Here is a 20667-nt window from a genome sequence, read left to right as displayed (position 1 = left end):
CGAAGGATACGGAAATTTAGATGCAAGATTTACAGAAAACGATTGAGCTTCTGCTTGATTATCTTAGAGGCGTTTGGGTAAAAAAGCGTTATGTCATGATTTGTTCGTGGCTCATTTGCCCTTTAGGGTTCGCTTATGTGGCCTCCATGCCTGACACCTATGAGTCGCAAGCTCGCGTTTACGTTGATACGCGATCCGTCTTACAACCTTTGTTGCGTGGCTTAGCTGTTCAAACGAATCCACAGCAAGAGATTTCTATGATGGTTAAAACACTGTTAAGTAGACCCAACCTAGAAATTATCGCTCGAGAATCTGATTTAGACATCACCGCGCTCACACCCGGTGATTATGAAAATGTTATTAGCGAACTAGATAGCAATTTGAAACTTAGGGCTGTGGGCCGAGATAACTTGTACACTATTTCATATAGTAATAGCGATCCGCAGATGTCTAAAACAGTCGTGCAAGAGACGCTAGACTTATTTGTGGAAGGTGCCCTCGGAAGCTCGAGAAAGGACTCAGATTCAGCAAGCAGATTCATTGAACAACAGATCTCTGAGTATGAGGCTAGACTGACCAATGCTGAACAACGCGTTGCAGATTTCAAACGTAAGTATGCTACCTTACTTCCCAATAAAGGTTCTTTTTATCAAAACTACACACAATTAAAAGAACAAAAAGAGCAAACTGAATTATCGATAAAAGAAACTGAACAGCAAATCAAAGCTTTAACTGGAGAGATAAATCAATCTAGTTCACGCATTGATGGTTTTGCTGTTAAACCCTCCGATTCTAATTCTTCTTTATCTACCCGTTTTGATGCCAGAATTCAAAATTTAGAAGAGCGTCTCGATGAATTAAAACTCAAGTATACTGAGCTCCACCCTGACGTGATTGAAGCCAATTCATTACTTGAGTCACTTCAAACATCTAGACAAGAGGAAATAGACGAGTACTTAGAATCAGCGAATGCAGGCGAGAACGGCGGTGGAAGTTTAAATGCATTATCCACTGAAATCCGGATTGAAATAAGCCGCTTACAAAGCAACATCGCTTCTTTGGAGGTGCGACGGGACGACTTTGAGCAAAAAATTGAATCTCTGCAACAAAAAATCGATTTGGTACCTCAGGTAGAGGCTGAATATACGGCATTGAATCGGGATTACGGTATTACGAAACGAAAGTACGAAGAGCTACTGTCAAGAAGAGAGTCAGCGGATTTAGCACAAAAAGCTGATGTTTCATCTGAAGATGTTCAATTCAGAGTGATTGATCCCCCCCTAGCTCCATTGACCCCAAGCGGACCAAACCGGTTGATTGCGTACACGGCGGTGGTGTTCATTGGTTTTGGAGCGGGTGTGGCGATCGCATTTTTAATAAGTCAAATTAACCCAATCCTTATCCGAGGTAGTCAACTAACCACACTAACGTCTTATCCGGTTTTAGGCGTTGTTTCTCATCTTAATGTCAAAGGGATACGCAAAGTTAACCGAGCTAGAATATTAGTCTTTGCGTTTTCTTCAGGTTTGATTTTAATGTTTTACGGCGCTTTGATGGTCACTGAAATAATGAATATCGATGTCATATCGAGGGTATTAGCATGAACACTATAGAACGCGCTCTATCCAAACAGGAAAAAGATAAAAAAGCTAAAACTGATGAGAATGATACGTCCAGTGACTCAATGTCTAAAGACGATGTTTTTGGCTCGAATCAAGTACCTACTACCAATGCCGCTAAAGGTACGCCTAATGCATTGATCCCCCCTGAGAGCATTGAAATTGATTTGTTTAAAATGGAAGAAAAGGGCTTTGTTTCAACCAGTGCCAAACGTCGACTAATTAATGAAGAATACCGAGCGATAAAACGCAAAATCCTTGACAACGCTTTTGGTCCTCTTTCTAAATCCTTGAATAACAGCAATATAATCATGGTCACCAGTTCTCGTCCTGGTGAAGGGAAAACATTTACCGCAGTTAATTTGGCTTTAAGCATCGCACTCGAGCAAGACAAAACCGTTTTACTCGTCGATGCTGACGTGCTGCGCCCTAACGTTATGCGCACCCTAGAGCTGCAAAACCAAGATGGACTAATGGAATATCTGCTCGGCGAAAAGTCTGATATTGCCGAAGTCATGTGCCAAACTAATGTGCCGAATTTACGCATCATTCCCGCTGGTAAGTCTCATCATCTTTCGACTGAATTGCTAGCGAGTGAGAAAATGTACGAAGCGGTACAAGAGTTTGCTAATCGTTATCCGGATCGTGTCGTTATCGTCGATACACCTCCATTATTGGGTATCAATGAGACGGCAATTTTGGCAAATCTAGCCGGTCAAGCGATTGTTGTGGCTGAAGAGCAGTCAACTAAAATTACCGATATACAAGAAGCCGTTGGGCATTTAAATCCTGACATGGCGATTGGTTTCGTTGTAAACAAAGCGCAAAACATTAGAAAAGACGGAACAGGTTACGGATACTACTACGCAGGAGCAAATTAATGATGCGCATGACAGCGTTTTCCAAACCGAATAAACTTGTAGTCGCTGTTTCTATTGCATGTTGGTTTCCTGATAGCTTATACGCTGCCGACCTCAAATTTATACCTTCTGTATCAGCCACTGGTTACGTATATGATACGAAAACGGGAGATGATCCTAGTACAGGCACCGAGGCTGTATCTGTTTCTCCTAAGTTAGTTTCTTACTTTACTGGAAAGCGCGCCAACGGTTCTCTTGTAATTGAAAATACGACCGTTGAGCAAAGTAGTAGTGAGCCGAATACGGACAAGAGCTTTACGGAACTTTCTTACTCTTCAGGCATGAGCTTAATCGAAAATGTTTTGTCTTTATCGTTGGCGGGAAGCCAAAATTATCGAGTTATTGATACCTCCCAGAGCTACATAAGCGATAAAGTTCTTAGTAGCGGTGATCTAAGTAAAGTATCGAGCCATAATGCACAATTAAGCTTTGTCACTCCTAATCCGCATTATATTGGTTTGGCGGTTCAAAGCGGGTATTCAAAAACAAAGTCGAATGAAACCCTCGGAAATTTAACCAACTTAAACAGCGAAGGTTACACGGCATCCGCACAGATATATCAAGGCCGTCGCCTGCAAAGCTTGAGCTTTTTATTAAGCTCTCAATTCAGTGACACTAAGCGTGAAAGCACGAGTGATCTTACGTCAACTTTAACGAGCGCCAACATTGGCTTCAAATTCACCGATGACTACTCATTGATTCTTACTGCGACCGATAGAAAATACGATATCGATGAGAATTCAATAACCACAGCAAATAGACAGAACTTAGATACCACGTCCTACGGCGCGGGCGTTCGTTGGCAACCATCAGATGACCGTTTTATCGATATCACCTATAACAATTTGGACGAGGGTGATAATAATAGCCGATATGTAGGATTAAATACCCAATGGGCATTTTCGAAACGCACTTTTTTGGGTTTAACCTATGATAAGAATTTTTATGGCGATGCTTACGACATGGACTTCGCTTATAAGTTAAAGTCATTTAAGACCAAAGCTAGCTATTCAGAAAGTGTTACGTCTTATTCAAGATTAAGCATTGTAGAAGGCGTTAGTAGCTTATTTGTTTGCCCTATCGGCTCTACTGAGTTTGCTGAGTGTTTTCAACCAACATCAATAGATTATGTATTGCAAGCAGGTGAAGAATTCCGTAGCTTGAATAGTTTTACCACGGACATCACTGATGAAACCCTATTTAGAAAAAGTGGACAGATTAGCTTTGGTTATAACAAACGTCGTCTTTCAGCCTCATTAAACCTAAATTATAATAGAACCGAATATCTTGAATCAGCCAGAGAACAAGACAGTAGAGTCGCTACCTTAAATCTTGCCTATGAGTTAGGGCGCCGCAATGATATTAGCTTAACGACGAGTTATTCGACCCTAGACTACAGTGATAGTGACCGCCAAAACGACGTGTTGAACATCAGAGCTAGTTTTATAAGAGCGTTAAGTAGAGATATGAAACTTACTGTAGCCGCACGCTATGTAGAGCGAAAAACGGAAGACGAAAACCGTGATTTAACTGACTCTCGCCTAACGGTTAGTGTTAACTACCAATTCTAACTCTCATTTAATCCCTTTTTCGTCTCGCTCGAATAGGGATTGCAGCTCTGTCTTATCTTGCTCATTAATATCAATCATTTGCTGGAGGTTTAGGTTTTTAGTGGCGCTAATGTGCACTAATTTATCATCATGTTTCGCAAAAACCTCCACGGTACGAAGTGCTTTCTCCTCATCAAACCCATAAGCTTGTAACAGTTTTTCTGCAGCCTTTAAACCCGCAGGAAAGGCTTCACGCACATAAGTATTCACACCTGCTCTTGCATAATTAATCACACTCATACGATTGCGTGCACGGGCGATAATTTTAATATCAGGGAAGTGATCACGCACCAAATAGGCGATCTTAAGTGCCTCTTGCTCGTTATTTATTGCTATGAGTATAACCTTAACCTTGCTTATACCGGCCGTACGTAATAGATCCAGCCGACTGGCGTCTCCATAAAACACTTTACTGCCGAACTTTTTCAGAAACTCAATCTGCTCAGGATCTTTATCAAGCGCGATAAAAGGAATTTTGTTTGCCGTTAAGATACGTGCAGATACCTGACCAAAACGCCCAAGGCCCGCGATCAAAACTTTAGGCTCTTTTTCATCTGGCTCAGCATCATAAACCGCTGGGCAATTTTTACTGTTGAACCACACGCTATGCATTATGACCAGCGGAGATGTCAATGCCATTGAAATCCCTACAATTAAAGTTACTTGCTGAGAAATGAGTGTTTCAACAACACCCGTTACTTCCGCTTGTGACATCACTACAAAGGCAAATTCGCCACCTTGTGAGAGCATTAAACTTATTCTTACTGCATCAGTCGTGTTTTGTTTTGCCATTTTCAAAATGGTAAATATAACGCCGCCCTTAACCAATACAAGCACTGCACTCGCCCCCAGAATAAACAAAGGTTCTGAGACCAAAAGCGCTAGATTTAAGTTCATCCCAATCGCGATGAAAAACAACCCTAGAAATAGCCCTTTAAACGGTGCTATTTCCGTCTCAAGTTGATGTTTGAAGCTTGAGTTCGCCAGTAAAATACCCGCGACGAAGGCCCCCATCCCCATTGAAAGTCCAGCCTCCAGCATCCCCAGCGCAGTAGCGATAACAATTAATAAAGCCGATGCCGTCATCACCTCAGAATTGCCATACAATGAAATCAAGCTCAAGAAGGGGTTTATTAAGAAGCGTCCAACCACCAGCACCGCACACAAAGCCAATACACTTACCCACCAAGCTGGCCCAGTCGCTACATCACCTGAGGAAAGACTAGCAACAAGTAATAGTATCGGAATAACTGCCACATCTTGCATAAGCAGGATTGAAAAGCCCTGTTGACCAGGCGGCGTCTTTAATACTCCGTGCTCTTCCATTAACTGCACAGCAAACGCAGTAGAGGAGAGCGCTACAGATAAACCAACCACCAATGAGGTAACGGCTGATAAAGAAAGGATTGAAGAACACATTAGGGCGATAAAGGTTGCACTGAAAATAAGCTGTGAGCCGCCAGTTAGCATTATTTTTTTACGCATTTCCCAGAGCTGCTTGGGGTCGAGCTCTAAACCAATAATGAAAAGTAGGAAGACCACACCTAACTCAGCGACGTGCAAAATAGTCTGCGGATCATTGACCCAATCCATGACAGATGGCCCAATTACGACGCCTGCAACAAGATACCCTAAAATAGCGCCTAATTTTAACTTTCTAAAAATAGGAACGGCCACCACTGCTGCCACCAAAAATACTACTGCCGAACCCATTAAACTCATCAAATTGCCCAGAAAATGTTATGCAGCCATGATCATATCAGAGCCTAAGCATTTAACACATCAGTTCAGCCGCGCCGGTAGTGTCCCCCCAATACGTTTCTGCATGCTTTCTACCGGCACTGCTATACTTCACAGGTTAACAAGCGGTCAATAAACACTCTGGAGAAACCTATGTTTAGACATTACTACATAACTGATGATTTAGGAGATTTAGAACAAGTCGAAAGGGAACTAGTAGACAACGGCTTGACGGTACCTCAATTTCACGTACTCAGTGAAAATGACGCCGAGTTAGAAAAACACCATTTACATGCAATAGAATCCGTCTTAAAAAAAGACGTCGTTCACTCCACTCAGTTAGGCGCCGTTATTGGCATTCTCGGCGCATTCCTCATTTTATTAGTGGCGTATTTATTTAATTGGCATATGACGGCTGTAGGCTGGATCCCGTTTGGTTTTTGTGCGGTGGTCGTTTTAGGGTTTTGTACATGGGAAGGTGGCTTGATAGGCATTCAAACACCTAATTACCAATTTAAGCGTTTCCAGCAACTCCTTGGGCAAGGCATGCATGTCTTTTTCGTTGATATCACCGCTGAGCAAGAATCCGTATTACAAGAGGTAACGAGTCAGCACCCCAGCTTGCGATACGCTGGTGCGGGCGAAGCCACACCAAGCTGGGTTGTTAACGGGCAACACAAGTTTAACCAAGCGATGAAAGCTATGCCGTAACAACACAAGTTGATTTTCGCTATTTCACAATACCTTAATGCCACAGCATGCCTTATCGCTGCGGCATTGTTACCGACAAGCCTTAAGCGACAGCGATATTAATCGTACAATTAGCAAACGGCCCCTAAAGTCATATCGTTGAACAATACTCGAATTCGACTCTTCATTGAAAAATGCTTACTGATGCCTTCTAATGACATACCCCCATTTAAAAAGGAATTTACAATATGTCTCCCTACCCTCGATTTATACTTCTTTCGTTAGTGTTGCTTAGTTTAACAAATTCACTTTTTGCATCTGCGCAAACCCCACTGACGTCACAAAAAGCAACTCAACAAGCTGTCATTCAAACCGCTTTAGGGAATATTGAAATAGCACTATTTACACAAAAAGCACCTGTTACTGTGGCTAATTTCATTGCATATATTCAACAATCAGCGTTCACGGGAGGCGAATTTTACCGCGTAGTGGGCCCTGATAACGACCAAGGCACACCACCAATATCGGTTATTCAAGGGCGCACTAACCCTCAGTTCAAGGACTTCCCGCCTATCGTGCTTGAAACCACTAAACTCAGCGGAATAAAACACAAAGACGGAACCTTATCGATGGCCAGAGGTGGGCCCAACACTGCTACTCAACAGTTTTTCATTTGTGTTGGGGAGCAGTCTTCTCTCGATTATGGCGGCGCTAGGAATCCTGATGGCCAAGGTTTTGCTGCATTTGGGAGAGTGACTGCAGGAATGGATATCGTCAAAAAAATTCAACGTAATCGACAGGCAAAAGTCGTTGAAGATCCCTACATTAAAAATCAGATCTTAGCCCAACCTATCAAAATAATAGTCATAACATTGGCTGAGTAACATCGCGAACGTGACGGCTAAGTTGACGATCAGCCCTTCTGTCACGTTCAGTTGGTGCGACCAAAAATTAAAAGAGTTGAGATAGGTGCCACATTCTAACTAGAGGCAGGTAATTGATCCCAAACACAATAACAACAGTAAGACTTTGACTCACTGATTAATGGCGTGTTGAATAACGTCTTCGTCACAACCAATAGGAAAATGTATGTTTGGCTTCTTAAAATCGTCTCCGTTAAAGAAAATGAAAAAACAATACGACCAGAAACTTGAACAAGCCATGTTAGCCCAGCGCAAAGGTGATATACGTAGCTATGCAATGTTGACCGCAGAAGCTGAGGCCCTGTGGAGCGAAATAGAGACGCTTGAAAAAAATAACAAGTAATTCGGGTCAAGCTACAACCCCTGCCGCCCTATATAGTTGTAAATGCACATCCACTAAGGCGTCTATATCTCGCTGATATCCGCCTCCTATTACCGCGGCCACGGGTACACCGTATTTCTCACACGTTTCAAACACCATGCAATCTCGGGCATACACACCGGTCGTCGAAATATGTAAATGCCCTAAGTCATCGTTAACGTGAATATCCACACCGGCATCATATATCACAGCGTCGGGTTGAAAAGCCGTAAACGCTTTGTTCAACGCGCGCTTCACTATCGCTAAATACTCCTCATCCGTGGCTCCCTTCGCCAAAGGAAAGTCTAAGTCAGAAACCTGCTTACGATGGGGAAAGTTCTTCTCTGAGTGAATGGATACCGTGAAAACACGCTTATTATTGGAAGCGAGCTTGGCTGTACCGTCCCCTTGATGCACATCACAGTCGAAGATCAGTACTTTTTTTATAGTGGGCGTTTGCAACATATTCAGCGCAGCTAAATACAAATCATTGAACAAGCAAAATCCTGAACCAAAATTTGCGAACGCATGATGATACCCACCGGTTAAATTCAGCGCTTTACCGTGCTCAAGGGCAAGTGAGGAGGTTAAAACCGTCCCCCCTACCGCCGTAAGCGAACGTGCAATCAGCTGCTCAGACCAAGGGAAACCAATCCTACGCATCGCTTTAGGGTCCAGCATTCCACGGGTAAGGTCATTCACATAGTCAGGGCTGTAAACACGGTTTAACTGACTAGGCGTGAGCGCGTGCGGCTGATGAAATTGGCCTTGGGCGACACCTAAGCCGATCAGCTTATCGTAAATTGCTTGATACTTTTCAATGGGAAAGCGATGTTTGAACGGTAAATCTAGCTGACTGTAAATGGGGTGAAAAACTAAAGGTGTCGACAAAAGATGGCTCTCATTCATATACTTAACTTCAGCCACTCGTATAGGCCAAAGCGTTATTTACCTTATTGTCTCGCCGGTTTTCCTTCGCTGCAAGGCATAATTATTTTCTAAGGAGTTATCTTGTTAGTTACCTTAACCCAGTCCCAAGCCCGCGTTATCGGTGTGCTACTTGAAAAAGAAGTCACCACACCTGAACAATATCCCCTTTCATTGAACAGCGTGACCACAGCCTGTAACCAAAAAAGTAACCGTGAACCAGTGATGGAGCTCACTGAGCTTGAAGTACAAAATATCCTGGATGAATTACATGCCAAGAACTTGATATTTGAGCAAAGCGGCAGTCGTGCCACACGCTACAAACATCGTTTTTGTAATACAGAATTCAGCGACTTACAGCTCACGCCTCAACAGTTAGCCATCATTTGCGTGATGTTATTACGCGGTCCGCAAACACCCGGAGAGCTTCGCACCCGTGCCCAGCGTATGGCTGGTTTTACTCATGTGGATGAAGTCGAAAAAGCCCTAAATGAATTAATGGATGTAAACGGCGAGCAGCTAGTGGTCCGCCTTGAACGAGAGCCAGGTAAACGCGAATCACGCTACGCTCAGCAGTTTTACAAAGACACTAATGAAGCCATTAGCCACGAACCTGCAACAGCGAGTAAAAGCAGTCAACCTAGCACCTCGAACACCACGGTCGCGACCAACAATACCGCTCAAGAAGCACGCATCTGCGCCCTTGAAGATACCGTGACTCAGTTACGCTGTGAACTAGAACAACTGAAACAAACCCTTGATGAATTAACCCGTTAAGAAGCTCGTTGATATTCAGCATTAGATGCACGTTTTATTGTATCTATGACAACCAACGAGCTTTCGTTGATGGAGCCCATAGGTAATAGCCGTGATATAGACCATCGCCGATAACTTTGATTTACGGCTTTTTGGCACCTTTTATAATGTCGTAAAGTTCAGGTCGGTGTTTGGCAATTTCTTCTTCTGTCAGGCCTTCTAACGAATGGGGGTATTTTAACCAGCTCTCAGTGGCGTGCAGATAGTAGTCGGGAACCATATCGGTTTTGTTACGCGTAGGTTTAAAGTAAGGCACAGCGACGCGAATTTCACTTGGGGCGTTGAGACGTGTTTTTTCTTTGAGGTGATTGATAACCGCTTGAATAGTCAACCCCGTATCAAAAACGTCATCAACAATCAGCAATCGATCTTCTGCTCTAATGTTTTTAATGAGGTAGTTCATCCCATGAACGCGCACCTCTTTAGCCCGACCATCAATACCGCTATAGGAAGATGTGCGTATCGCAATGTGGTCGCTCTCAATACCGTGGTATTGCAGAATCTCTTGCACCGCTACGCCAATGGGCGTGCCACCGCGCCAAATAGCGATGATATAATTGGGTTTGAAACCATCGTTAAATACTTTGGCTCCGAGGCTAAAGGAGTCTATTAGCAGATCTTGCGCGCTGAGGTAGGTTTTTTCAGACATAATAGGCTTAATACAAACTTGGTAAAAAAGTGATTGAACGCGTATTGTACGCGATCTTCATAGAGCGTTGGTTAGTTTATTGACTTTTGACAGTCGGTAACACCTATGAACTGGCGTGGTGTTAGCCGCGATGTTAAGGACAAAGGTATGGAAAAAACATTTATTAGCGAAGATGCCCTGATCCAAGACTCATTTAGACTGGGGGTGGAGATATTTAATAGCGGCTATCGCCCCGACTTTGTGGTGGGTATTTGGCGTGGCGGCAGCACTGTGGGCATCTATGTGCAGGAATGCCTGCAGTATTTAGGCGTTGAGACTGATCATATTTCAATTCGTACTTCCTATCAGGGGCAACCAGGTTATCAACAGATGATTGATAGTGAACAAGGCATTAAAGTGCATGGTTTGCAGTACCTATTAGAGAACCTCAATCAAGATGATAAATTGCTGATTGTTGATGACGTATACAGCTCAGGCTTGAGCATTAAGGCCGTGCTTGACCAACTATCATCGCGAGCTAAGCGCAATATGCCTAAAGATTTCAAAGTAGCAGTGCCTTGGTTTAAGCCCGCCAACAATCGTACTGACAGGGTGCCTGACTATTATATTAATACCTCTGATAAATGGTTGATATTACCCTATGAACTGGTGGGGTTGACCCACCAGGAAATCATCGACAACAAGCCGGGTTTGAAAGCCGTTATGGATTCCATTGTCCCTACCCCATAGCGGACATAAATGGAGTCCAACATGCATTTCACACGCGGGGCTACTGGAGATGCGTCGCTCATTCAACGCTAGCGCGCGTCAAGAAACTCCGCTAAGCCCTGCTTTGATATTTTAACCGCTTCTAGCGGTTTTAAATCGTTAGGATATTCTTCTTGCTCAATCACAAGCCAGTGTGTTCCGCCAACAGTCATATTGGCGTCAATCAGATTCGGCCAGTTTATGGTGTCTTGACCAATTAACGGCAGCTTATCTTGAACATCGTCCGGTAGTTTGACCTTGTAATGAGTGGTAAAAGTGCGGCCAGGGTAGCGCTTAACATATTCGACAGGATCTTTCCCCGCATAGGTCGTCCAGCCCACATCTTGCTGCAAAATGACGTTTTTATGGGTGTTTTGCGCAATGTAATCCCAATAGGTACTTTGCTGGTAGTCATCAAACTCTTTTTCATGATTATGATAACCAATCTTTATGCCCTCTGGCGCTAGCTTATCAGACAACCGATTCAAATCTGCTACGACAGCGTTAACCTGCTGAGCGTCAAACGCGCGCGCATCATAGGGTACAATCAAGCTATCACAGCCAATAGCTTGATAAAACGCCACTGTGTCAGCAAATTGCTGTTCGTCTAGTTTTTCAAACGGAATATGCGCGCCGCTGACTTTTAAACCCAGTCCATCAAGAAATGCTTTCAGTGCTTTCGGGTTTTGCTCATATTTACCAAAGTCGCCTGCGAACTCAACACCATCAAAGCCCATGTCAGCCAATATAGTGAGGGTTCCTTCGAAATCACGCTTCACTTCATCTTTTACCGACCATAACTGCACACTCACTTGAGGTTCGATGGCTGAAGCTTTCTTTGCGCTTTTCTGTTTTTCAACTTGATCACAACCACTTAGCGTTATGGTGATAACGATGGCACTCATTATCAGAGCGACTCGTGATGTAAAGTTTGCTAATTTCATTTCTATTCCTTTCTATATTTTACATTTTGCGTAATTTCTCACGTTGCGAAAAACTAAATGCGCCCTGGCCGCATTTCAGCAACAGCAGCCCCGACTAATGCACCTAACCCCAGAAGGAACGGGCCATCTTTGGGCTCTCAATGGGCGTGCCTTTATCGTCTAATTGATTGGCGTCTTGTGACACCTCACCCACAACGCGTGTTGATAATTTATCCATAGAAAACGCTTTTACCTTCAAAATTGTGTTCAGCCGCTGTCAACTTATTTAACATCAAAATTTGTTAATCAAAGCGACGATTGCCCAGTTAGCCCGAGTCTTTCTCTTAGCTAAGTAGTTAATCCTGTGCATGAGTTCAAACCAATATTAGATAACCTCAGTAAAGGGAAGCAAAGTTAATTAAGTGTTAATTATTGTAAGGCCATAAGTTAAGTTCAGATAACGTAAAATCGGATTAAACTAGGATAAAATCAGCGTTTTAAAAGAGACGTTGTTAATATAAATCGCTATAACGCTAATAGAGAGTGGACTTTATGACTATACAGTGTGCGTTTATCTACCTATATTAAGCCTTCGGGAATATTTGACACGAGCAAGCCATTCACCATGACGACACACCACATAAGCAGTGAACAAAGCGCGCAATTTATTCAGCGCTGCAATATCGGTCAGCTGTTATCTATGTTTGATCTGCTACCGGACATTCTATTTTGGATAAAGGACACCCACAGTCGATTAATACACGCCAACCAATGCTTTTTAGAGCACGTGGGTATTCACACACTTGAGCAAGCGCTTGGCCAGACCGATGCCGATTTTGCCCCAAGGCATATTGCCAAACAGTTTTTAAATGATGACCAGCGGGTGGTAAAAGGAGAAACGGTAACAGAACGTCTTGAAATGAATGTGCTTGAATCCGGTGAAGTGTGCTGGTTCACCACATCAAAACGCCCACTTTATGACGCTGACGGCACCATTATCGGCTCGTATGGGACGTCGCGCCATTTAGAGAAAACCTCAGTGGCGCTAAACAGCATGGACGCTCTCAAAACCCCTATGAGCCATATTCGCCAGCACTATATGCAGAACTTGTCTATGCAAGAGCTAGCATCTTTATCGCATCTGTCGATAAGCGCCCTTGAGAGACGGTTTAAAAAGTACTTGGGGCTCACCCCAAGGCACTACATTATTCAAGTCAGATTAGAAAATGCGAGGCGCTTATTAGTGGAAACCACCCTACCCATAAACGTGATTGCCGCAGAAGTAGGCTTTCAAGATGCCAGTTATTTCAGCCGTAAGTTTTACCAGCTATTTGAAACAAAACCGTCTGAATTTAGGCAAAGCTATCAGTAATTTTTGTGTCCGAAACTGCACAAAGAGCGCGTAACAAGTATAAAAAAGCGCTATAGGTTGCCCTGTAGCGCTTGTTCTTTGTTTAGGTTTAGCTCGCTAGTCTGCATAACTAGCCCTTTTGGCTCTACAACAAAATACGTGACTTAATGGTGCCATCAATCAAGTTTAGCTGTTCTAACGCTTCATCTGCATCGTCAGTTTCAACATCAATCACCACATAACCAATGATGTCGTCAGTCTGCAGATACTGAGCTGCGATGTTGATATTTTTTTCTGCGAACGCTTGGTTAATCTGGGTTAATACACCTGGCGCATTCTTATGGATATGTAACAAACGTGAGCGGTCAGCATGAGAAGGCAAGGATACTTCAGGGAAGTTAACTGCTGACAAAGTCGAACCATTGTCGCTGTATTTCGCAAGCTTACCTGCCACTTCGATACCAATATTCTGCTGCGCTTCTTGTGTGCTGCCCCCCACATGAGGGGTCAAAATCACATTGTCGAATTTACGCAGGGGTGACTCGAACTCTTCTTTGTTTGACTTAGGCTCAACAGGGAAAACATCAATGGCCGCGCCACTTAGCTTACCCGCTTCAAGTACATCCTCCAACGCAGCGATATCAATCACAGTACCACGTGCCGCATTGATAAGAATAGCGCCTTGCTTCATCCACGATAACTCGGTCGCGCCAATCATGTTTTGAGTCTGTGCGGTTTCAGGTACATGCAAGCTCACGACATCAGAGGTGCTCATCAATTCTTTCATCGATTTGACTTGCGTCGAGTTACCCAACACCAATTTATCTTCGATATCAAAAAATTGCACGCGCATGCCCAAATGCTCAGCCAAAATACTCAGCTGAGTACCAATATGGCCGTAGCCAATAATGCCTAACGTTTTGCCACGGGCTTCAAACGAGCCATTTGCGCTCTTGTCCCACTCGCCGCGATGGGCTTTAGCGTTGCGCTGAGGCACACCGCGTAATAATAAAATCAGTTGACCTAGTACCAACTCAGCCACAGAACGCGTATTAGAGAATGGCGCGTTAAAAACAGGAATACCGCGCTTCTGGGTAGCTTTAAGATCGACTTGATTAGTACCAATACAGAAACAACCGACCGCAACTAATTTGTTCGCCGCTGCGATAACCGCCTCGGTTAGCTGAGTACGCGAGCGAATACCGATGAAATGCACATCTTTAATTTTTTCAATTAATTCGTCTTCAGGTAACGACGTTTTCAAGTACTCAATATTCTCATAACCATTTGCTTTCAGTGTATCCAAGCTGCTCTGGTGTAAACCTTCGAGAAGTAAAATTTTAATCTTGTCTTTTTGAAGCGAAACTTTGCTCATTGCGGTATCCAAGTTGATGAAGAATAAGAAGACATCTGGACGTCTATTTGCCAACGCAAAAGTAGCAGAAATCCGCCTTATAAGAAAGCAGATCTCTTAAAAACAATGATAAATAATGAACATAAGTCAGGCGTTATTTAACCAAGATAGATTTCACTACTTGCTCCAAGCGCGGATCATGTGGATCAGACAATTGAGTCGCCACCACCACTTGCCCTTTTGCATTAATAAAAAAGGTAGTTGGCGTACCTCGCACATAGAATTTATCCATGGCAACTTGGTCGCCATTGACTAACGTTTTAAACGTCATACCTCGTGCATTCAGCGCTTCTTGTGGCTTGGCGTCTTCATCTTCTCGCAAGCTAATAGCGATCATCTGTAGGCCCTGTTGTTGGTATTTCACATAGAGGCGCTCTAGCCCAGGCTGCAACTTTTTGCAGTACGGGCACCACGTCGCCCAGAAGTGAATAATCAGTGGTTTACCTGCAAAATCTGTTGAAGACACTTGATTACCGTCGGCATCTTGTAGGCTCCAGTTAGGTGCCATTTTGAGCGGCGCTGCTGACGCTGCACTTTTCTGCTCTGGCTTTGGCTCAGTTGCATAGGTCAGTGGTGAGATAAACATCATGAGCAGTAAAACGCACAACACCGCGCTCACCCTTATAGTGCATGCGCTGTTGGTTTGTTTTAAGTCTTTTTGTAGGATCTGTTGTTGCTGGATATTCTTGAGTGGGGTACTCGTTTGCTGAGTGTTATTTGAGGTCAGAGATATAAGAGCGTGTTGCATTGGGCTTTCTCATTAACGTTGATGTAAACAAGAAAGCCAATCGGCCTTTAAACTTTCGTCACGCGATGATGTTTTATGCGTTTTCTTAACGCCGCGCACTTTCTCTACGCCTAAGTGCTCGGTACACACTAATAGGACTTAGGAGTAGGATTGCTCCACCCAACTCTCAAAGATTAGACAGGCAGATGCACTATCAATCTTCTGCTTATCGAGCTTTTTGAAACCGCCCATTTCAAACAAACGAGCTTTAGCATCGACGGTTGTCAGACGCTCGTCTACTGTTTCAACTGGGACTCTGTACTTCGCGCTTAATCGATTGCCAAACTTTTTCGCTGCAAACGTTACCTGTTGAAAGGTACCATCCATATTCAAGGGTAAGCCCACAAGCGCTAAGTCAGGTTGCCACTGCTCAAACACCTTAGCGACAACGTCCCAATTTGGTATCCCATCTGTGGCTTTGATCGCATCTAGTGGCGAAGCCGTACCCGTCACCTCTTGGCCTACAGCAACGCCAATACTCTTTGTGCCAAAATCAAATGCGAGAACAGTACGCTGTCCAGTTTTTGCCATAGTTACACTCTAATGGGTTAATAAAGCGGCACACTCACACCGCTCTATGTTTGAAGGGGTTATCATTTTGGCCAGTACTGACCTAAGCATTACCTGCGGTGGGGGCGATCTGCCAAGTATCAATACCAAGCTTATGCACGGCCGCTTCCCATTTTTTATGGATAGGCGTGTCGAATAATAATTCAGTATCCGCTTCTACCATCAACCACGAGTTGGCACGAATTTCCTCTTCCAGTTGCCCAGCTGACCAACCTGCATAGCCCAGGGTGACAATAGACTTCTCAGGTGCTTCGCTGTTGCCCAGTGACGACAAAATATCTTTTGAAGTGGTAACCATGATCTCTGACGTCAACGCTAAACTGGCACTCCAACCTGGTTGGGTGGTATGCAAAATAAAACCACGATCTTGACTCACTGGTCCGCCTGCTAAAACAATATTTTCGGCCCTTTCATCATCCACTATGGCTTCTTTATCAGTCTGGTTAATAAGCTCTTTCAAACTCATGCCTGCTGGCTGATTGATCACTAGGCCCATAGCGCCCTGCTCGTTGTGCTCACAGATGTAAGTCACCGAGCGGGAAAAATACGGATCTTCCATGCTAGGCATCGCAATCAGCAGATAGTTTTGAAAGCTATTCATTTTGTTATCACTCGTAGTGGGTAACATATTATTGGCTATCTCGGGCACTGAGACGCTTCTCTACGGCGTCAAACAACATGCCAATAATATCAACTGGGAAGGCCGCTTCAATTTCACGCACACACGTTGGGCTGGTGACATTAATTTCCGTAATGCGGTCACCAATAACGTCTAAACCAACAAAAATTAGCCCTTTCTCTACCAACAAAGGTGCGATGGTATTAGCCAGCTTCAAATCACTTTCAGACAGAGGCTGCGCACGACCCGTGCCACCAGCCGCCAAGTTACCACGGGTTTCACCTTTCTGCGGTAAACGCGCTAAGGCATATGGCACAACTTGTCCGTCCACAATCAAAATGCGCTTGTCGCCATCTTTTATCTCAGGCAAATAACGTTGGAACATGGCGTACTGTGTACCCAAATGCGTCAACGTCTCAATAATAACGCCCAAGTTATTACCGTCAGGCTTAACACGAAAAATCGACGTACCACCCATGCCGTCAAGTGGCTTACAAATCATGTCTTGATGTTGTGCATGAAATTCGCGAATAAGCTTTGAACTGCGCGTTACCAAGGTATCGGGGATCAGTTCTGGGAACCAAGAGGTAAATAGCTTCTCATTAAAGTCGCGTAAACTTTGCGCCTTGTTCACCACCAACGTACCGGTTTGTTCCGCCAATTCGAACATCTGCGTGGCGTATAAGAACTCACCATCGAAGGGCGGATCTTTGCGCATTAAAATAACGTCAAGCTCGCCTAAGCCGCGATTTTCTTCGTCTTGCAACTCAAACCAATTACTTGCATCTTCCTGCACCGTTAACCTGCGCATCTGCGCCATTGGTTTGCCGTTATTAAGGTACAAGTCTCCCATTTCCATATAAAAAATTTCATAGCCACGGGCTTGTGCACCCAACAGCATCGCAAAGCTAGTGTCTTTCTTAATGTCGATCGATCCAATCGGATCCATCACTACGCCAAGTTTAATGGTCAAGGTCAGTCCTTAAAACGTTAGAAGGCAATCGAGAATAGGAGTTGCCATAGATTAAGCTAATTTTGAGGTAATTATCGAAATTTCAAGTACAAGATAAATAAACAGACAGGATTTTTAGATTTTAGCTTACACCAATTCAGCAATAAATTATCAGGACGTCAGAACATATAACTCGACACTCCCTAAGTCCCAATTGACTACGCCTGAAAAGAAAAGGAATTTATGCCGTTAATCATTGCGGTCTTAGTTCGTCGATACTGAACTTGTACTTACGGCCAACTTTCACCTGAATATCATTACCCAATTGTGCCACGTACTCTCCGTTTGAATTCGGAGTTAACGTCGTTAATTTTGCAATATTGATGATGGCTGAGCGGCTAACGCGAGGAAAATGCACGCTATCAAGCTCCTGTTCAAATTGCTTTAGGGTCTTGCGAATAATGTGGGTGTCACTGGTGGTATGTACACACATATAATCTCCCGCTGCTTCTATCCATACAATATCGTCTAACTTCACCCTGATCCAAACAGAGCCACTTTTAAGGGATATAACTTGCTGTAATTCGTTTAACTCGTGCGTGCTAGATAACTCGTTGCTTACCTCTAAACTATGAATAAAACTGTCTATGGAATTACCGGTTTTACGACTCAGTAACCTTCCTAGCTTTTCATGCTGGCGCACGACTCGGGTAACATCACCGGCACTGGATAACTTTTCGATACACTCTTTCAATCGTTCGTCGGAAAATGGCTTAAGCAAGTAATCAGAAGCTTTAAAGTCGAAGGCATTTACGGCAAATTCGCGAAAGGCAGTGACGAAAACAATCGTCGCGGGGTTTCCTTCTAAACGAAGTTGTTCCGCTAGTTCCAAACCTGTTTTACCGGGCATTTCGATATCTAGGAATATAACGTCAGGTTGCTTAACGCTAAGAGCATCGTATGCTTGGCTCGCATTGTTACAACACCCCAACACTGTGATGTTTTCATACTCAGCTAAACGCAGCGCTAGCCCTTCTCTTGCAAGAGGCTCATCGTCCACAACTAAGACTGAAAAAACGCTCAAGCGCGCAGTTCCACAGGCAAGACAATATTCACAGCGCAACCTGAATGCGGGCTTTTTTGAATAGAAAATTGATGATTCTCGGCATAAAGTACCTGCAAACGTTCCGCTACGTTTTTCAAACCGACTCCGCCTCGTTGGCTTTCTTTGCGCAATTGCGCCGTTGATGAGGGGATACTATGTGAATTTGGACCGTTATCTGCAACCGTAAGATGTAACAAGTTGTTGTGAATTTTAGCGCTGACTTCAATAATCCCTCCGGTTTCCATCTGCGCAATAGCATACTTAATCGCGTTCTCTACTAACGGCTGTAATAATAAACCGGGTACCAGTAGATTATCGGCGGCCGCTTCAATATTAAAATGAACATTGAGCCTCTCAGCAAAGCGCGTTTTTTCTATATCCAAATAAAGCATCAAGGCTTTTATCTCATCATGCAAACGGATTTTCTGCTCAGGGTCGTTATCCAGCGAAAAGCGCAAAAAGGTCGCTAAACGAGCGAGCATACCGTTTGCGGTGCTCTTATCACCGCGCAAAACCAACGTCGAAATAGCGTTCAATGTATTAAATAAAAAATGCGGATTAATTTGATAGCGCAGCATTTTGATTTGGGCCAAATGAGACAAGCGGATAGCTTCTAAATGCAGCTGTTTTTCATGTAATAACTTGAAATGATAATTAATCCCAAAGTACAAACAACTCCATACCATTATCATAAAAAAAGAATAGGTGATGGTTAAAAATAGCTCCCCTATATGAAAATCATTCGGGTGGTTCCCCCAGTACAAATCATACACCGTTATATGATCGAAAAAGTACATCAACAGCAGGTTTTTAATAGGGGTCCAAATTACGGCAATTAGCATGCAAACAGCAATAATCACTAACAATACTTGCAGTGGCGCGCCTTTTGATAAATGCCCATAAATAAAACGCAGCGGCCAAGTCAGGAGCCCACCAACTAATCCTGAAAACAACAGAGGCATTACGATTAAGTAGTTAGCATTCGCCGCCGAAGGGTTAAATGCCGCATACTCAATGGTAAAGATCAGCACATAGAACGACCAGCCTAGTAAGTGTAATGTCCAGAAACTAGGTTTTGTTTCACTTACTTCGCTAAAGGCTTTTCGAAAACTCAAGACGCTTCAGCTTTGAAAAAAAACTGACTATTCAGCATCGACGCCCAACGCGGACAATAACTGCGCCTTATATGATTGGCCAATTTTGACCTCGTCGCCATTATCTAATTGAAGTAAAGAGAAACGACCTAACTCACTGTTCAGAGAATGGACATAATCTATATTAACGATAGCACTACGATGTACTCGAATAAACTGGGTAGGATCGAGTGTCTGCTCAAGTGCTGAAAGGGTTTCCCGGTGCAAATGCATTTTCCCTTCGCAATATAACTCAACATAATTTGCTGAGCCTTTCACCCAAATAATATCCTGGGTATTAATGAATTTGACGCTACCTACGGATCTAATGGGCAGTTGACGCCTAGTTTTGTTTATCGGCGCAATCGACTGATGTTTTCTATGAATTTTAGCAATCACTTGCCCCAGGCGGCTATCCTCAAAGGGCTTCAACAAATAGTCAGTCGCCTCTAACTCAAAAGCGGTTAAGGCGTATTCGCTATGGGCAGTGGTGAACACCCAATGACACGAAACACTATTATGCAGCTCTTTTGCTAGTTCAACTCCGCTGCCACCAATAATTTGAATATCCAAGAAGCAAATATCTGGTTGCTGTTCCAGTATCAGCTGTTTGGCATTTTTAAAGCTACTTGCTTCTGCTACGACCTCACAAAGCGGAGAGCGAGAAATATACTGCCCGATGCGCTCCCTCGCCAAAGCTTCGTCATCTATTACCACACATCGATACATCAAAGTCTCTCCATGCGCTGTTCGAAAATAAATGCGGAATATACAAGGTACATCAGGGATAAAAAACAGCGGTGAGACAAGG

The 20667-nt window shown here is 43.7% G+C and carries 21 protein-coding genes; 9 read left to right on the top strand and 12 right to left on the bottom strand.

What is annotated here, in order from left to right; translation table 11 throughout:
• Positions 1-20: 20 nt before the first annotated feature.
• From AC0VYA_RS05605 to AC0VYA_RS05595, 3 genes are read left to right on the top strand one after another with little or no spacing between them, the layout of a single operon-like run.
• Positions 21-1604, top strand: a complete 1584-nt coding sequence (locus tag AC0VYA_RS05605) for an XrtA system polysaccharide chain length determinant (protein WP_475490338.1) — start codon at positions 21-23, stop codon at positions 1602-1604.
• Positions 1601-2500: an XrtA-associated tyrosine autokinase gene (locus AC0VYA_RS05600; RefSeq protein WP_475490337.1), complete on the top strand. Its 900-nt coding sequence runs from the start codon at positions 1601-1603 to the stop codon at positions 2498-2500. The genes AC0VYA_RS05605 and AC0VYA_RS05600 overlap by 4 nt, the downstream gene beginning before the upstream one ends.
• The gene (locus AC0VYA_RS05595) at positions 2500-4110 is read left to right on the top strand and encodes an outer membrane beta-barrel protein (protein ID WP_475490336.1); all 1611 of its coding nucleotides are present in this window, start codon (positions 2500-2502) and stop codon (positions 4108-4110) included. The genes AC0VYA_RS05600 and AC0VYA_RS05595 overlap by 1 nt, the downstream gene beginning before the upstream one ends.
• A 3-nt stretch (positions 4111-4113) precedes the next feature.
• Here the strand turns inward: AC0VYA_RS05595 and AC0VYA_RS05590 are convergent, their stop codons facing one another.
• Entirely contained in the window at positions 4114-5871 is a 1758-nt protein-coding gene (locus AC0VYA_RS05590; RefSeq protein WP_475490335.1) for a monovalent cation:proton antiporter-2 (CPA2) family protein, read from the bottom strand.
• 171 nt (positions 5872-6042) lie between these two features.
• On the opposite strand from AC0VYA_RS05590, the gene AC0VYA_RS05585 reads away from it, so the two are divergent.
• The 3 genes from AC0VYA_RS05585 (at position 6043) to AC0VYA_RS05575 (ending at position 7845) form a co-directional block, all read left to right on the top strand.
• The gene (locus tag AC0VYA_RS05585; RefSeq protein ID WP_475490334.1) at positions 6043-6600 is read left to right on the top strand and encodes an NAD/FAD-utilizing enzyme; all 558 of its coding nucleotides are present in this window, start codon (positions 6043-6045) and stop codon (positions 6598-6600) included.
• A 227-nt stretch (positions 6601-6827) separates the two neighbouring features.
• A complete protein-coding gene (locus tag AC0VYA_RS05580) occupies positions 6828-7463 on the top strand; it encodes a peptidylprolyl isomerase (RefSeq protein WP_475490333.1) in 636 nt (211 codons plus the stop codon).
• 205 nt (positions 7464-7668) lie between these two features.
• Positions 7669-7845 (top strand): DUF6435 family protein, encoded by a 177-nt coding sequence (locus AC0VYA_RS05575; protein WP_473478974.1) that lies wholly within the window; start codon positions 7669-7671, stop codon positions 7843-7845.
• 6 nt (positions 7846-7851) lie between these two features.
• Here AC0VYA_RS05575 and AC0VYA_RS05570 read toward each other — a convergent pair whose 3' ends face one another.
• Positions 7852-8772 (bottom strand): histone deacetylase family protein, encoded by a 921-nt coding sequence (locus tag AC0VYA_RS05570; protein WP_475490332.1) that lies wholly within the window; start codon positions 8770-8772, stop codon positions 7852-7854.
• Between the two features lie 102 nt (positions 8773-8874).
• Between AC0VYA_RS05570 and AC0VYA_RS05565 the strand changes: the two genes are divergently transcribed.
• Positions 8875-9567 carry a YceH family protein gene (locus AC0VYA_RS05565; RefSeq protein ID WP_475490331.1) on the top strand — a complete coding sequence of 231 codons (693 nt, stop codon included), beginning with the start codon at positions 8875-8877 and terminating at the stop codon, positions 9565-9567.
• A gap of 121 nt (positions 9568-9688) precedes the next feature.
• Here AC0VYA_RS05565 and AC0VYA_RS05560 read toward each other — a convergent pair whose 3' ends face one another.
• On the bottom strand, positions 9689-10255 hold the full coding sequence (locus AC0VYA_RS05560) for a phosphoribosyltransferase (RefSeq protein WP_475490330.1): 567 nt from the start codon (positions 10253-10255) through the stop codon (positions 9689-9691).
• A 147-nt stretch (positions 10256-10402) separates the two neighbouring features.
• Between AC0VYA_RS05560 and AC0VYA_RS05555 the strand changes: the two genes are divergently transcribed.
• Complete coding sequence (locus AC0VYA_RS05555; protein ID WP_473478970.1) at positions 10403-10984, top strand: phosphoribosyltransferase family protein; 582 nt, start codon at positions 10403-10405, stop codon at positions 10982-10984.
• Positions 10985-11052: 68 nt separating this feature from the next.
• On the opposite strand, the gene AC0VYA_RS05550 is transcribed toward AC0VYA_RS05555, so the two are convergent.
• Entirely contained in the window at positions 11053-11946 is an 894-nt protein-coding gene (locus tag AC0VYA_RS05550) for a sugar phosphate isomerase/epimerase family protein (RefSeq protein WP_475490329.1), read from the bottom strand.
• A 604-nt stretch (positions 11947-12550) separates the two neighbouring features.
• Between AC0VYA_RS05550 and AC0VYA_RS05545 the strand changes: the two genes are divergently transcribed.
• Entirely contained in the window at positions 12551-13297 is a 747-nt protein-coding gene (locus tag AC0VYA_RS05545) for a helix-turn-helix domain-containing protein (RefSeq protein ID WP_475490328.1), read from the top strand.
• Positions 13298-13421: 124 nt separating this feature from the next.
• On the opposite strand, the gene serA is transcribed toward AC0VYA_RS05545, so the two are convergent.
• The 8 genes from serA to AC0VYA_RS05505 form a co-directional block, all read right to left on the bottom strand.
• A complete protein-coding gene (gene serA / locus AC0VYA_RS05540) occupies positions 13422-14651 on the bottom strand; it encodes a phosphoglycerate dehydrogenase (protein WP_475490327.1) in 1230 nt (409 codons plus the stop codon).
• 133 nt (positions 14652-14784) lie between these two features.
• The gene (locus AC0VYA_RS05535; protein WP_475490326.1) at positions 14785-15438 is read right to left on the bottom strand and encodes a TlpA family protein disulfide reductase; all 654 of its coding nucleotides are present in this window, start codon (positions 15436-15438) and stop codon (positions 14785-14787) included.
• A gap of 138 nt (positions 15439-15576) precedes the next feature.
• Entirely contained in the window at positions 15577-16008 is a 432-nt protein-coding gene (gene ruvX / locus AC0VYA_RS05530) for a Holliday junction resolvase RuvX (RefSeq protein ID WP_475490325.1), read from the bottom strand.
• A gap of 82 nt (positions 16009-16090) precedes the next feature.
• Positions 16091-16648: a YqgE/AlgH family protein gene (locus AC0VYA_RS05525; RefSeq protein ID WP_475490324.1), complete on the bottom strand. Its 558-nt coding sequence runs from the start codon at positions 16646-16648 to the stop codon at positions 16091-16093.
• A gap of 28 nt (positions 16649-16676) precedes the next feature.
• Complete coding sequence (gene gshB / locus AC0VYA_RS05520) at positions 16677-17639, bottom strand: glutathione synthase (RefSeq protein WP_475490323.1); 963 nt, start codon at positions 17637-17639, stop codon at positions 16677-16679.
• A gap of 232 nt (positions 17640-17871) precedes the next feature.
• Positions 17872-18702 carry a LytR/AlgR family response regulator transcription factor gene (locus AC0VYA_RS05515; protein WP_475490322.1) on the bottom strand — a complete coding sequence of 277 codons (831 nt, stop codon included), beginning with the start codon at positions 18700-18702 and terminating at the stop codon, positions 17872-17874.
• The gene (locus tag AC0VYA_RS05510; protein WP_475490321.1) at positions 18699-19838 is read right to left on the bottom strand and encodes a sensor histidine kinase; all 1140 of its coding nucleotides are present in this window, start codon (positions 19836-19838) and stop codon (positions 18699-18701) included. The genes AC0VYA_RS05515 and AC0VYA_RS05510 overlap by 4 nt, the downstream gene beginning before the upstream one ends.
• A gap of 27 nt (positions 19839-19865) precedes the next feature.
• A complete protein-coding gene (locus tag AC0VYA_RS05505; protein WP_475491038.1) occupies positions 19866-20585 on the bottom strand; it encodes a LytR/AlgR family response regulator transcription factor in 720 nt (239 codons plus the stop codon).
• Positions 20586-20667 lie beyond the last annotated feature (82 nt).

This window comes from Paraglaciecola sp. QJM3NY_14, assembly GCF_056173245.1.
This window is presented reverse-complemented; position numbering and strand designations above follow the sequence as displayed.